The 13,422-nt window shown below is 60.4% G+C and carries 17 protein-coding genes and 1 tRNA gene; 14 read left to right on the forward strand and 4 right to left on the reverse strand.

From position 1 onward, the window contains the following. The first annotated feature begins 128 nt into the window (after positions 1-128). Together tig and LB557_RS30875 are read left to right on the forward strand one after the other, a co-directional pair. Positions 129-1,613, forward strand: coding sequence for a trigger factor (tig, locus tag LB557_RS30870; protein WP_140661129.1), 1,485 nt, complete (start codon positions 129-131; stop codon positions 1,611-1,613). A 152-nt stretch (positions 1,614-1,765) separates the two neighbouring features. Continuing rightward, a complete protein-coding gene (locus tag LB557_RS30875) occupies positions 1,766-2,290 on the forward strand; it encodes a hypothetical protein (protein WP_224528020.1) in 525 nt (174 codons plus the stop codon). A 155-nt stretch (positions 2,291-2,445) separates the two neighbouring features. Here LB557_RS30875 and radC read toward each other — a convergent pair whose 3' ends face one another. Continuing rightward, complete coding sequence (gene radC, locus LB557_RS30880; protein WP_140616103.1) at positions 2,446-3,207, reverse strand: RadC family protein; 762 nt, start codon at positions 3,205-3,207, stop codon at positions 2,446-2,448. 188 nt (positions 3,208-3,395) lie between these two features. Between radC and LB557_RS30885 the strand changes: the two genes are divergently transcribed. Further along, positions 3,396-3,779: a hypothetical protein gene (locus LB557_RS30885; RefSeq protein WP_224528017.1), complete on the forward strand. Its 384-nt coding sequence runs from the start codon at positions 3,396-3,398 to the stop codon at positions 3,777-3,779. A gap of 30 nt (positions 3,780-3,809) precedes the next feature. Here the strand turns inward: LB557_RS30885 and map are convergent, their stop codons facing one another. Continuing rightward, positions 3,810-4,637 carry a type I methionyl aminopeptidase gene (map, locus tag LB557_RS30890; RefSeq protein ID WP_140716652.1) on the reverse strand — a complete coding sequence of 276 codons (828 nt, stop codon included), beginning with the start codon at positions 4,635-4,637 and terminating at the stop codon, positions 3,810-3,812. Positions 4,638-4,964: 327 nt separating this feature from the next. On the opposite strand from map, the gene LB557_RS30895 reads away from it, so the two are divergent. The 6 genes from LB557_RS30895 (at position 4,965) to LB557_RS30920 (ending at position 8,105) form a co-directional block, all read left to right on the forward strand. After that, on the forward strand, positions 4,965-5,261 hold the full coding sequence (locus LB557_RS30895) for a DUF982 domain-containing protein (RefSeq protein ID WP_015317559.1): 297 nt from the start codon (positions 4,965-4,967) through the stop codon (positions 5,259-5,261). Between the two features lie 158 nt (positions 5,262-5,419). Further along, on the forward strand, positions 5,420-5,683 hold the full coding sequence (locus LB557_RS30900) for a DUF6074 family protein (protein ID WP_023769988.1): 264 nt from the start codon (positions 5,420-5,422) through the stop codon (positions 5,681-5,683). A gap of 113 nt (positions 5,684-5,796) precedes the next feature. Further along, positions 5,797-7,038: a pilus assembly protein TadG-related protein gene (locus LB557_RS30905; protein ID WP_181166292.1), complete on the forward strand. Its 1,242-nt coding sequence runs from the start codon at positions 5,797-5,799 to the stop codon at positions 7,036-7,038. Between the two features lie 6 nt (positions 7,039-7,044). Then, the gene (locus LB557_RS30910) at positions 7,045-7,485 is read left to right on the forward strand and encodes a TadE/TadG family type IV pilus assembly protein (RefSeq protein ID WP_224643972.1); all 441 of its coding nucleotides are present in this window, start codon (positions 7,045-7,047) and stop codon (positions 7,483-7,485) included. After that, a complete protein-coding gene (locus LB557_RS30915) occupies positions 7,475-7,879 on the forward strand; it encodes a TadE/TadG family type IV pilus assembly protein (protein ID WP_140661131.1) in 405 nt (134 codons plus the stop codon). Before LB557_RS30910 ends, LB557_RS30915 begins: the two co-directional genes overlap by 11 nt. Positions 7,880-8,029: 150 nt before the next feature. Further along, a tRNA-Cys gene (locus LB557_RS30920) sits at positions 8,030-8,105 on the forward strand. 100 nt (positions 8,106-8,205) lie between these two features. On the opposite strand, the gene LB557_RS30925 is transcribed toward LB557_RS30920, so the two are convergent. After that, positions 8,206-9,345 (reverse strand): hypothetical protein, encoded by a 1,140-nt coding sequence (locus tag LB557_RS30925; RefSeq protein ID WP_140616111.1) that lies wholly within the window; start codon positions 9,343-9,345, stop codon positions 8,206-8,208. 393 nt (positions 9,346-9,738) lie between these two features. Between LB557_RS30925 and LB557_RS30930 the strand changes: the two genes are divergently transcribed. The 5 genes from LB557_RS30930 to LB557_RS30950 all read left to right on the forward strand — a co-directional run bounded on the left by LB557_RS30930 (position 9,739) and on the right by LB557_RS30950 (position 13,015). Then, on the forward strand, positions 9,739-11,121 hold the full coding sequence (locus tag LB557_RS30930; protein ID WP_224713151.1) for a tyrosine-type recombinase/integrase: 1,383 nt from the start codon (positions 9,739-9,741) through the stop codon (positions 11,119-11,121). Continuing rightward, positions 11,121-11,699 carry a hypothetical protein gene (locus tag LB557_RS30935; protein WP_224643970.1) on the forward strand — a complete coding sequence of 193 codons (579 nt, stop codon included), beginning with the start codon at positions 11,121-11,123 and terminating at the stop codon, positions 11,697-11,699. The genes LB557_RS30930 and LB557_RS30935 overlap by 1 nt, the downstream gene beginning before the upstream one ends. A gap of 65 nt (positions 11,700-11,764) precedes the next feature. Continuing rightward, positions 11,765-11,983: a DNA-binding protein gene (locus LB557_RS30940; RefSeq protein ID WP_224643969.1), complete on the forward strand. Its 219-nt coding sequence runs from the start codon at positions 11,765-11,767 to the stop codon at positions 11,981-11,983. Further along, positions 11,980-12,174, forward strand: coding sequence for a hypothetical protein (locus LB557_RS30945; protein WP_224643968.1), 195 nt, complete (start codon positions 11,980-11,982; stop codon positions 12,172-12,174). Before LB557_RS30940 ends, LB557_RS30945 begins: the two co-directional genes overlap by 4 nt. A 328-nt stretch (positions 12,175-12,502) precedes the next feature. After that, a complete protein-coding gene (locus LB557_RS30950) occupies positions 12,503-13,015 on the forward strand; it encodes a hypothetical protein (RefSeq protein WP_224643967.1) in 513 nt (170 codons plus the stop codon). Positions 13,016-13,139: 124 nt separating this feature from the next. On the opposite strand, the gene LB557_RS30955 is transcribed toward LB557_RS30950, so the two are convergent. Further along, positions 13,140-13,422: hypothetical protein (locus tag LB557_RS30955; RefSeq protein WP_224713152.1), on the reverse strand; the 283-nt coding region annotated here is incomplete at its 5' end.

Here is a 13,422-nt window from a genome sequence, read left to right on the forward strand (position 1 = left end):
TTTGAGCCGTATTTCCGGTCAAATCGCCAGGTTCCGTACCAAAAGCCATTCCCGGCAAGAATTACCGGCAGGCTGTGAACGGCAGGGAGCCGTTTGGCAGCCTCATTGGTGAAAACAAAGGTTTTACGATGCAGGTCACCGAAACTCTCAATTCCGGTCTCAAGCGCGAGATCAAGATCACCGTGCCGGCCGGTGATATGGAAGCCAAGCTGATGGCGCGGCTGTCGGACGCCCGCAACAAGGTCCGCATCAACGGCTTCCGTCCGGGCAAGGTGCCGGTGCAGCACCTGCGCAAGGTCTATGGCAAGTCGTTCATGGCCGAAGTGGTCAACGAGATCCTCAACGACTCGACCCGCTCGATCATCACCGGGCGCGGCGAAAAGGCCGCCATGCAGCCTGAGGTCATCATGACCGAGGACGAGAAGGAAGCCGAGAAGATCCTGGCCGGCGGCGCCGACTTCGAGTTCCGCCTCAACTATGAGGTCATTCCGGCGATCGAGATCAAGGATTTCTCCGACATCAAGGTGACGCGCCAGGTGTTCGACGTTCCGGATTCGGAAATCGACGACCAGGTCAAGCGCGTCGCCGAATCGGCGCGCAGCTACGAGCCGAAGACCGGCAAGGCCGCCGAAGGCGACCGCGTCACGATCGACTATGTCGGCAAGATCGACGGCGAGGCTTTCGCTGGCGGCGCCGGCAACGACCAGCCGCTGGTGCTGGGCTCCAAGGAGTTCATTCCGGGCTTCGAGGATCAACTGATCGGCGCCAAGGCCGGTGACGAGAAGCAGATCACCGTGACCTTCCCGGAAAACTACCAGGCGGCGCATCTGGCCGGCAAGGAAGCGACCTTCGAGGTCACCGTCAAGGAAGTGTCGAAGCCCGGCGAGCTCGAAATCAACGACGAGACCGCCAAGAACCTTGGCCTGGAATCGCTCGAGCGCCTGCGTGACATCGTGCGCGGCCAGATCGAGAACCAGTTCGGTTCGATGACGCGCCAGAAGGTCAAGCGCCAGCTGCTCGACCAGCTCGATGCGGCCTATTCGTTCGAAGCGCCGTCGAAGCTCGTCGAAGCCGAGTTCAACAACATCTGGGCGCAGGTCAACCGCGACCTGGAAGCCGCCGGCCGCACCTTCGCCGACGAAGAGACGACCGAGGAAGATGCGCGCGCCGAATACATGCGCCTTGCCGAGCGCCGCGTGCGCCTTGGCCTGGTGCTGGCCGAGATCGGCGAGAAGGCCGGCGTCACGGTTTCGGACGAGGAACTGCAACGCGGCCTGTTCGAGCAGGTTCGCCGCTTCCCGGCCAACCAGCAGCAGGAAGCCTTCGAGTTCTATCGCAGTAATCCCGAGGCGCTCAACGCGCTGAGGGCACCGATGTTCGAGGAGAAGGTTGTCGACCACCTGCTAGAACAGATCTCGGTCACTGACGTCAAGGTCAGCAAGGAAGAGCTGATGGCCGACGACGAGGAAGACGAGACCAAGGCCAAGGCGAAGCCGGCCAAGAAAGCCGCGTCGAAGAAGGCCGAAGCCAAGGCAAGCGATGCCGCTGACGAGACGGAAGAGCCGAAGAAAAAGGCCGCGCCGAAAAAGAAGGCCGCCAAGGACGCCGAATAGGCCGCTCATTGCAGCGAATTCCGAAAGGCCGCCTCCGGGCGGCCTTTTTTCGTTGCCAAACTGCAACATCGGATTCGTTCCTGATGGGCACCGGTGGCGATACGAAGCCTTGATCATTATCTGGTTGGTTGGAAGGCCAGAGGTAATTGGTGATGTCGTTGGGGGTGTTCGTGGGAACGAGGCGCGCTGCCGCCACGGTGCTTTTCCTTGCCTTGGCCTGCGGCGCTGCCGGGGCCGGTACGGAGAATTGGCGTTTTGACACGGCCAATGACGGCCTCGTCACGGCGTCGGTCTATGCCACCAACAAACTGATCACCGGAGGCGGCGCGCTGAGCTACAGCCCGGTGCTGACCATCGCTTGCCGGGCTGACGGCGAGCCGGCCTGGACCGAATGGCTGCAATTGAACGACGCGGTCTCCGCAAGCCGGAAAATCACCATGTCGGTGACCATCGACGGCGCCGGCAAATTTGACGAGAGCTGGTCCGTCGGCACGCGCGGCAGGCAGCTGATGCGCGACGGCGCCGATGGCATCAAGCGCCTCGTTCCGGCAAACCGCCTGCTGCTGTCATGGCGCTTCGGATTGTTGTCGGGGCGTGGCCAAGCCGATTTCGACCTCGCCGGCTTCGACGAGGCGGTCAGCCAGATTGCCGGCAGCTGCAAGACTGATCGGCCTTGATTTTAGAAGAGTGGCGATCTTTTGGGCTGTTGCCACTGGAAGATTGATCCGCGAGTGCGCGGCATCAGCATCGTTCTTTCCACAATTGAATGATTTCAAATTCCGGCCAGGATAATCGCCAGCGCCGTGGCGTTGCCGTCTCGCGAATACAAGACCTAGATCAGCAGCAGGCCCTTCATGCTGGAATAGCCCTTTCGCCCGATGATGATGTGGTCATGCACGGAAATGCCCAGCCGCTTGGCGGCTTCGATGATCTCTTTCGTCATCTCGATATCGGCACGCGACGGCGTCGGGTCGCCGGAGGGGTGATTGTGGACCAGGATGATCGCGGTGGCCGACAGTTCGAGCGCGCGCTTGACCACTTCCCTGGGATAGACGGGCGTGTGGTCGACCGTGCCTGTCTGCTGCACCTCGTCTGATATCAGCGCGTTCTTCTTGTCGAGGAAAAGGATGCGGAACTGCTCGCGCGCCTCGAACGCCATGGCCGAGCGGCAATAGTCGAGGAGCTGCTGCCATGACGAGAGGATTTCGCGGCCCTGAACCTCGCCGCGCGCCATGCGCTGGGCGGTCGCCGCGATGACCTTCAGCTCGAGCGCCACGGTCGGGCCGATGCCCGTGACCTCCTGCAATAGGCCGACGGGCGCGCCGAGCACTTCGGCCAACGTGCCGAAGCGGGCCAGCAGCGCCTTCGCGACCGGCTTGGTGTCGGCGCGCGGGATCAGGCGGAAAAGCAGGAGTTCCAGCAGTTCATAGTCGGGCAAGGCATCCGGGCCGGCCGAGGCAAAGCGCTCGCGCAGACGATCACGGTGGCCGAGATAGTGAGGCTTTTCGGCGGGAGCCTGTCTGGCCTTCGTGGCTTGCCGCACTGGCACCTCGGAGAAGAAACTCCGCTCGTCGTCATCGCCCTGTGTCGCCATGTGCCGCCCATCCAGCCCGAGCAATGATCGCTGATCCCCGCGAAACACTAGGACGGCGGGCGGGGGCGGTCGAGGTCTTTTCGGCGGCAAGGAATAAGTTAGCCACCGACCTCGACGCAATGTTGCGGCAATGGGGGTCGCGCAAGCTCACGGCATCGCCATTGATGGCCCCGCATCGGAGAACCAAGATGCCCAGCCTCGTTCGTATCCTGCTGTCCGCCGGGCTGCTTCTGAGCTTCAGCCCTGCAATGGCTGCCCTGGTGATCGATGCCGTACGCGCCGGTAGCCGCTCTGATCAGAACCTCCCGATCCATTTCATCCAATACGATGATCCCTGCACAGACGGCCGTTACAGCGACGGTAAGCCGCATAACTGCCGGGAGCTCCTGCGCATGCTGGACCGCCGGGAGCGTTATCGGGAACGGCACGACAATTACCGGCGCGAACGCTACGATCCCTGCATCAATGGCAGGGTTAGCGATGGCCGTCCGCGCAATTGCCGGGAAATAATGCGCTGGCTACGAGATATGAATGAGGACGAAGACTGGCGGCCGCGCAAACACTGGAAATAGGCCGCTATTCAAGACCCTCGCCACAGCGTCCTAAATCGGCAGGCCGGGGCGGTCGAGCTTTTTGGGCGACAGCGTGAAAATCTCGCAGCCGGTATCGGTCACGCCGATCGTGTGCTCATACTGCGCCGACAGCGAGCGATCGCGCGTCACCGCCGTCCAGCCGTCCGACAGGACTTTCACATGCGGCCGGCCAAGATTGATCATCGGTTCGATGGTGAAGATCATGCCGGCGCGCATTTCCACGCCTTCATTGGCGCTGCCATAATGCAGGATGTTTGGGGCATCATGGAACAGCTGGCCGACGCCGTGGCCGCAGAAATCGCGCACCACGGAGCAGCGCTCCGCTTCGGCGTAGGTCTGGATGGCGGCGCCGATGGCGCCGGTGCGCGCGCCCGGCCTGACCGCGGCGATGCCGCGCATCAGGCACTCATGGGTGACCTCGAGCAGGCGTTCGGCGGCGCGCTTGATCGTGCCGACCGGATACATGCGCGAGGAATCGCCGTGCCAGCCATCGAGGATGTAGGTCACGTCGATGTTAACGATATCGCCATCCTTCAGCGGCTTGTTGTCGGGAATGCCGTGACAGACGACATGGTTGATCGAGGTGCAGGACGATTTCGTGTAACCGCGATAGTTGAGTGTGGCCGGCAGCGCGCCGTTGTCCATGCCGAACTCGAAGACGAAACGGTCGATCGTGTCCGTGGTGACGCCGGGACCGACCATTGGCACCAGCTCGTCCAGGCAGCGCGCGGTGAGGTCGCATGCCTTGCGCATGCCGGCAAAGCCTTCCTCGCCATAGAGGCGGATCTGGCCGGTGTTTCTGAGCGGTGCAGTGGCGGCGTCGAGATAGGTGACCATTTTGTCCATATAGAAGGTGGCGCGCGGCAGGAGTGAGGCGCGTAAGTGGCACCAGATTTGGCACTTGGGGGCGAAAGGTTCAAGGAAGAACTGCCTGATGCGGTCTCAGCCGCCCGGATATTCGCTTGCCGAGGCAATGCCTTTCCGGTTTTTCGCGGCGTTGCTTTCCACTGCCGGGCCGCCTGGTGCCGGCAGGCTTTGCCTTTGCCGCTGCAGCAAAGCGGCGACTTTCCGCAGTGACGACACATTTCCGTGGCACAAAACGAACGAAGCAACTTTTGACGACGAACGGCGTTGCTTGGGCGATGCCGGTTCGGGAGATGTCGAATGGACAGATTGCAGTTCGAGGTGCCGGTGCGCATCGCACCAGGCCCCGGCTTGCCCGTCGAGGAAATCTACAGCGTCGAGCAGGCGCTCGATTTTCTGCAGGATTGGCCGGCACGCCGGCAGGGGCCGGTGTATCAGAAAGCCTTCAATGCCTGTTTCGGTGCCACGGTGGATGTGGTCGAGACCGAAGACGCCTGCCGGGCGTTCATGGCGTTCTGCCGTGTCACCGGACTGATGGCCGGCGACATGATGGTGCCGCGCAAGCGCGGCGGCGAGGCGAGAGCACTGCCGGCCTGAGGGCCGCCGGGTGAACCAGTTCGGGTTCGAAAGTACATGACAATTCGCGTGCGCGACGCATCGGCCGGTCACCGTTAAGCTTCCGTTTCCACCTTCGCTGTTAGCCATTGCTTGTTCGGCAATGGTTGATTCGTTGCGTCAGTTTCATGGTTCGGAAGATGTACCCAGAAAAAGTCCGTGCGTTCCCGATCGATCGTCAGCTATTCTTGGTCAGGGAAGTTGCCGCCAAGCTCGGCAATCTGCATGGCGAGACCGCCACCTCGTTCTGGAAGGCAAAAGCGACGGAGTTGCTCGATCTCGTTGTCGGGACGGGCAGGGACAGAACGGCAGCCAGCGACGAAGTACGCAGGTTCTTCCTGGCCGTGCAAAGAGAATTGTTGGCTGAGTCGAACGGTGAGTCCGTGCCAGTTCTTTCCGCCTGAAGCGGCGGACGCCGATCAGACGATGGCATCTCCGATCAAACAATGGCACCCCTGATCGAAAATGAGCCTAAGTTTTAGCCTTTCGTTCATATATGCGTGCTTTCTAATTGACCATGGTGTTCAACTGCTTCACCCGGATACGGCTGACGGCGGCCGGCATAGGCCGCAGCAGAGCCGCGAACGTCGCCACCATCTTTGCCCTCACCCTGCCGATCGTTGTCGGTGCGGCGGGTTTTGGCGTGGAAACCTCCTATTGGTACTATAACAGCTTGAGACTGCAGGCCACGGCGGATGCCGCGGCCTATGCCGGCGCGCTGGAGCAGATCTCGGGTTCCGATACGCCGACGATCGTCGCGGCGGCGACCCAGTCGGCCGCGACGAATGGGCTTGGCGCAGGCACGATCGTCGTCAATACGCCGCCCGCGTCCGGACCGAACACGGCCAAGAAAGCGGTTGAAGTGATCGTCGGCCAAAAGCTCGATCGGATGTTCACCCTGATCTTCACTCAGACCCAGGTTCCAGAACAGGCGAGGGCCGTGGCCCTCATCACCAATGCTTCGAAGGCCTGCATACTCGCGCTCGATCCGACCGCCTCGCAGGCTGCCCTGTTTTCTGGCAACACCAGCGTGAAGTTCACCGGCTGCTCGGTGATGGCCAATTCGATCGCCTCGGATGCCATCAAGCTTCAGGGATCGGCGGGTCTCCAGGTCGATTGCCTGATAACGGCGGGCGGCGTCTCTCTTAGCAATCCCGTCACCACCGTTTGCGCGGCCCCGATCACCCAGGCGCTGCCTGCCGCGGATCCATTTGCCGGCCTTCCGGCCCCGGCGGCCTCGAACCCCTGCAAGAATATCAATGGCAACAAGACGACGCAAACGATCCAGCCGGGGACCTACTGCAGTGGACTCAGCCTCAGCGGCGATGTCACCCTTTCGCCTGGGGTCTACGTCGTCCAGGGGGGCGATTTCAAAGTGAATGCGAACGCCAACGTCTTCGGTGACGGCGTCACCATCTACCTCGCCGGCGCCTCGCGTGTGTCGATGAACGGCAACGCCACGGTCAATCTGAGCGCGCCGACGTCCGGCAGTTACTCGGGCGTGCTGATGTATGGCGACAGAACGGCCACCGGCGGACAGAGTACCTTTAACGGCACGGCAACCTCGTTGCTGACCGGCGCGCTCTACTTCCCCAGGCAGCAGGTAAACTATCTCGGGAATTTCTCCGGCAAAAGCGGGTGCACGCAGGTTGTCGCCGACATGATCCAATGGTCCGGCAACGCGACCATCAATCAGGATTGCACGAGCCTTGGAATGGGCGATATTTTCGCCGCGCAGTCCGTGATGCTGGTCGAGTAACCTTCCGTGGATCGCCGATCGTACTCAATTCTTAAAGATGAGGTAGGCGCTGCGGCCGTTGAGTTCGCGATGGTGCTGCCCTTCCTGTGCCTGGCGCTGCTCGGCATCGTCGACGGCTGGTCATACGTCACGAGCTCACTGTCGATGCGCGCCGGCGTCAAGACAGCGGCAAACCTGGTGCTGGCTGGGTCGACTGACGATGCGGCAACGCAGGCCGTTGCCCTTTCGAGCTGGGAGAAGCGGCCGGACGACGGACAGGTCACGCTGAGCCGGATCCACAAATGCGGGACGACGGTGGTCGACGCCTCGACGCTGTGCAGCGGACCGAAGTTGTCGGCGGTCTTTGTTCAGATCCAGGCATCGGCCACCTGGACCCCGCCCTTCACCTTCGGCGTCTTTTCCGCCCCCAGCACGGTCGGCCACCAGGAGTTGATCCGTGTTCGGTAATGCGAGGGGCTTCAGGGCCGATCGATCGGGCGGAGCCGCGCTCGAATTCGCGCTGATCGCACCGTTCCTCATCATGCTGCTATTCGGAATCTTCGCCTTCGGCTGGTCGATGAATTCGGCCTCAAGCGTTCGGTACACGCTGGAGGCGTCCGCACGGTCCCTGCAGCTTAACAACACGCTGACTCAGGCCGACATCCAGGCGATCGCGACGCAGAAACTGCTTGCGCTGGGTCTGAAGGATGTCAACGTCACGATCGCCATCGATCCCGTGAGCGGCGGCTTTCGCATGGCGCACCTGACCGCTGCCTATGCGTTCGTCATAGACTTCCCGTACTTCAGTGCCTTTCCGATCAATTATGCGACGACCGTTACCGTGCCGCTGGTCGGCAGCTAGACGTGGGCTGTCCCTGCCATGTCGGCGAAGGACGTTTGGAACGGTTCCATTCCGCCCAGTAACAGGCTCTTTTGCCAGCGCGGGATTGTCGAAATTTTTATCCAAGACATCAAGAATCTTTAAACGTGTGCCCTTTACGAAAGCACGTATGGCCTCGTGGCGGAGCGGCTACGCTAGAGACTGCAAATCTCGGAAGCCTCGGTTCGATTCCGAGGCGAGGCCTCCAAAATCCCGATGCGGCTGGATCGTCGGTCCGGGACGGGATTAGAGCCGTCCCTGGTCCATTACGCATTACGCCGAGCGGTTCCGCTTGGGCGCAAAAAGCTCTAACGGAACAGATATCTCGACACCTCGGGGTTGCCGCGGCGCCACATCACGTTGTCGAGGAAATAGTGGTGTACGTTGATGAAAATCAACACGATGAAGAAGAACAGCGACGACCCAAGGACCTCCCGGTCATAGGGGACAATGGCGGTCAGCGCGGTCGGAATCAGCCAGAAACCCAGACCGCCAAGGAGGAGGCCAGCACTAATGAACTCCAGGAGCCGCACTCTGTAGGCCGGACCAAGAATCGACAGGATTCTGGATTGCGGAATTTTTTCGGCATCGCGCGCATCACGCTCGACATTGCTCTGATAGCGCCAGACCACCGCCAGGTACTGCAAGGAATGGAGCGCCGGCACTACGAGCAGCCAGAGCGGGTTTGTCCTTACGATCAGAATCCAAAGATATAGCGACGCGCTGTAGGCGATGATGCCGTTATATGGCAGGCTGCCGCCATTCCTGGTCCAGCGATTGATCAGCATCACAACCGTGGCAGCCGTGGAGGCGGCCGCGGCCGAGAGTGCAATCGCATTGAGCCATGCAGGGGTGGCAAACGTGTAATATTCCAGCCCCAGGTATTTTCCCTGGCTGACCGCCGTGTTCGTCTGAAGCCACGCGAACAGCCAAACGGCATAGCTGTTGACCAGCAGGATTTTCTTGTCCGGATCGGTGAAGAACCGGCGCTTCAGGACGGCATCCACCATCAACATGCCGTAGCCTTGCTTGACGTAGTGCCAACCCACGAAAAAGAACATCGCGTTGGTTGCATTCCCCAAGAGCCGGGCGTTAGCCGTTATCGAGCCATAAGCGAAAAATGCGCCCATGAGCAGGGGAACGACGATGCCGGCGAAGATGTAGCGGATCTGCAGGTTCCTGTCGTATCCGTCGCCACGCAGCTTCCGCCCAAAATTGCGGTAGAAGAGTTGGTAGGAGTGGGCGAAGTGCGGATAGTTGATCAGATAAGCCAGGAAAAGCATCGTCGCCGCAACGAGCCCTTCGTATCTCAGCGGCACGAAATACAGCACGGGCAAAATCAGGAATGCGCTGCCGCCAAGCATCAGAAAGTCCGCGAGCGGACCAAAGAGATATTTTGGAGGCGTTGCCGCAGGAGCGCGTGTATCCGCCGAAAGGTGAACTGCCATGTGAGCGCTCCCTTACGGTCCATTTAACCACCGGCCCGTTTGCTCGACAAGGTCGAGAATCCGAGCGGTCACCGCAACAGGCTTGAGCATCGGCCGCAACGGACGCCGTGATCCTCAAATTGTCGATTCGGTGCCGCCCTGCCAAATCTGCCGGGCATTCGCTGTGTAGAATCGGGAAGGAGAGACCGAGGTCTGAAAAACCTGGTACGCCCAAGGGGAATCGAACCCCTGTTACCGCCGTGAAAGGGCTGACAATTCGAACTCGTTGCGTCCGCCAACGTGCGCAAAAGTCCTTGTTTTCTCAGTAACCGATACGCTGATGTTCACCTATGTACAAGGACGTATATTCGACGTATATTCGACGCGTTTTCAAAGCAGCAAGGCGGAAACACGATGGCCAAGACGCTCAAGGAAGCCCCGATCACGACGGCAAGCGCTCGCTCGAAGCTGTCGACAGGGGAGTATGCCCGCCGTCTCGATGCCGATGCTGCAATTTGGTATCGGCGCGGGAAGCGCGGTGGCGTCTGGTTCGCACGGTGGCGCAATCACGGGGCAGGAGCGAACTACCTACAGGCGCCGGTCGGCCCCGCCAACGATGTCAACGACAAGCCGGCTGACGGTCTGCTGACATTCACCCAAGCGGAAACACAAGCCCGCCAAATCATAGCCACGGCCCGGCAGGAAGCGAAAGCCGCCGCTGCTGGTCCAGTGTTGACCATTCGGCTTGCCGTCGAAACCTACGTGGCCGAACGTGACGCCAGAGACACCCGAAGGAAGGGCCGCACGGTACGCTCTGATGCTGGCCAGCGGTTGCGGCGATATGTGCTCGGGCAGGACAAGCGCGGCAAGCAGGAGGCGGTTCCCGCCGCGCCACTGGCATCTATCGGCCTACACGAGTTGAAGGAAAGCGACCTGCTGACGTGGCGCAAAGGTTTGCCCGAGGAATTGAAGAGCTCGACCGAACAGCGTTTAATTAATGACCTTAAAGCCGCTCTCAACGGTGCCTATGCCGCGCATCGGGAGCGACTGGACCCGACGTTGCCGGCGATCATCAAGCATGGCCTCAAGGCGGAGAAGGTTGACAGTGACGACGCGGCGCCGCTGGCCCGTGACAATCAGATCCTTTCCGCCGCTCAAGTGGGCATCATCCTCGCCGCCGCTCGTCAGATCGACACAGAAGGTAATTGGGATGGCGACCTATTCCGGTTCGTTGTGGTGCTGGCAGCGACGGGCGCACGGTTTTCGCAGATCGCTCGCATGAAGGTCGGCGATGTGCAGCGCGGGCAGGGCCGGTTGATGGTTCCAAGCTCCCGCAAAGGCCGTGGCGGCAAGATCGCCAGCACACCACATCCGGTAGGCAATGACGTGCTGGACGCATTGCTGCCCGCGACCACAGGCAGGGGCAATGACGAAAATCTGCTGGAGCGGTGGCGCAGCAAACAGGTGGCCGGCTCGATCGGCTGGGAACGCGCCGGGCGAGGCTCATGGCAGTTCGCGAGCGAGCTGCAACGGCCATGGCAGGAGATTCGGAAGCAGGCAAAGATGCCGGCCGTGATCCCCTACAGCCTGCGGCATAGTTCGATCGTGCGCGGCATCCGGGCTAACCTGCCAATCAGATTGGTGGCGGCGTTGCATGACACGTCGGTGCCGATGATCGAAAGGCACTATGGCAGGTGGATTGCCGATGGCCTGGAAGATATGGCGGCGGCGGCCGTCGTGCCGCTCCTACCGCAGGAAGGCAGCAACATCGTACAGATGCACCGGGGTGCGGAGTGATGACCCGCAAGCAGTTCTTGGTCCAAAGTGTCGCGGGTTGGCTGGCACCGCTGCCGAAAAGAACGCGAGATGAAATCAAGAAGTGCTGGCCGGAGCTGCCACTGGCCAAGATCGAAAGCGAATTCGGATGGTATCTTCTAGAGCGGGATGCGTCTGACGCACAGCCAGAAGGCGGTGAAATCGAGAAACGCTATACCCGGATGCAGACGCACATCAGCGACCTGATCGAAGATGTTGCTTGGCTAAGAGGCAACAACCTGGGGACAGTCGTCGAACAAGTGAGTCCGCCCGAATACAGCGACAGTCTCAAAACGCTCTACGACGCCCTTGTTGTCGCTGGCGCATTACTTCCCCGCGCGCGCAAGTACCTTCCGAAGGGACAACAGGTAAACCCGCGCCATCTGCTGGCGCTTCGGCTCGGTCTCATTGTCACGGACGCGGGACTTCCCGTTAATAAGAAGCCGACAGGGCCTCTCTGTCGGCTGGTCGAAATTTTGCTTGAAGCTGCGAAAGAGAGCCCGAGCAGTGCTGTGATGATCGTGACCCCTATCCTGGGCCATTTGAAAAAGTCACGCTGAAATCGCGTCTTCATTTTCAGAAAGACTTGATGCGCTCGGCAAATGCGTGAGTATTTTACCGCTCCATGAACTTCACCAAGTCATGGAGCACTTTAATGAACGACGGCAAATTGGCCTTTACGATCGATGAAGCAGTCGACCGGTCCGGCATCGGCCGCACCAAGATTTTCGAAGCAATTAAGCTCGGCAAACTGACGGCTCGCAAGGCCGGCAGAAGGACCATCATCCTCAACGACGACCTTTCCAACTTTCTGAAGGCCCTTCCTGTGAAGGAGGCCGCATGATGTCCAACTCCGGTATCGATCACCAGGACAATCCGAACATCGATGAGGCTGTGCGCTGGCTGTCGACCACTCCTCGCCGGCAACGTGAGAAGCCCGCCGTTCCACTGCTTCGCGAGCGTTTCGGCCTCACCGCACAAGAAGCCTGCCAGGCAATTGCCGCCGCCAACCTTAAACTGGCGAGGGCAGGCTGATGGAGCAGACCCAAGAAGCACGAAAGCTCGCCGGCCAGGGCGAGCTTCGCGAAGTCAGTAGTCAAAGCAGCAACGATTGCAACCGTACCGAAAAGCGGCTTTCCCCGCAAGCAAAATGGGCCGCCCGGAATCCCAAGGCTGCCTGGGCACACGGCTGTCTTCGCAACGCCTTAAGACGCGGCTTAGTTACGAAACAACCCTGCGAGGTATGCGGATCAGCCGAAGTCGACGGCCACCACGATTCCTATGACACCCCGATGATCGTCCGTTGGAGATGCCGACTGCATCATAACGCACTTCATCGGGCGATGAAGTGCGAGGTCGTCGAATGAGCCGCGACTTCGCTCCCATCGCTCCTGCCCTCTGGACCTCTCCGGCCTTCCTGTCGCTCGATGGCGACGGCCGGCAGCTTCATCTGTTCTTTCTGTCCTCCCCGCACCAGACCAGCGCCGGTTGCTGTCGCATTCGTGAAGGGTACGCCGTTGCCGATCTCAAATGGCAGCCGGGGCAATACCAGGCGGCCCTGGCCAACATCATTGCCGCAGATCTCGTCCTGCACGATCCGGCGACGGAGGAGACCTACGTCAAGAAATGGTTCCAGCACAAAGGCAACATCGCGACCAACAAGGATCACGCCAAGGGGACGATGAAAATCATCTCCAAGATCGACAGCGACGCAATCCGGGAACTGGCGGAGGCCGATTTCCTCCAGACCGAATGGGGAAGGAGGACCTTTCCGCCACCTGAACAGCAAGAGAACAAGGCGCCGTGGGATGATCCCGTGGTGCAACCGATCTCGTCTGCCTTGGCAAACTCCCGGCTCATGCGAGGTGGCAGATGACAGCCTGTCGAGAGCCTGTCGAGAGAGTGTCGACACACAGAGACAGAGACAGAACCGATAAGGAACTCAGACCTGAACCTAGACCTGAACTTGAAGAGATACAAAAAAAGAACTTGAACCTTGATCAATCGCGAAAGTTCGCGCTCGTCATCAACGTTGCAAAGGGGCTTTGGAGGGAAGAGGCGCCCAGGATCAAACGCCAGCGCTCTTCTGTCCCGGTGATGAATTCGAGGGCTGCCGGGACGATGGCCTGCCCGAGCCGTATCGTCGGCAAAGGATCGAGTGTGCAAATTGCGCACTTGATTCTATCTAAGGCCCAGGCCTTCTTCCGGGGGGTGGAGTGGACAAGTTGGCCACACCAGCACCGACCGGTCCCGGAGGTTTTTGCACACGTCTGCAATTCAAAT

Source organism: Mesorhizobium sp. BR115XR7A, from assembly GCF_020165315.1.
In the GTDB taxonomy this organism is placed as follows: Bacteria; Pseudomonadota; Alphaproteobacteria; order Rhizobiales; family Rhizobiaceae; genus Mesorhizobium; species Mesorhizobium australicum.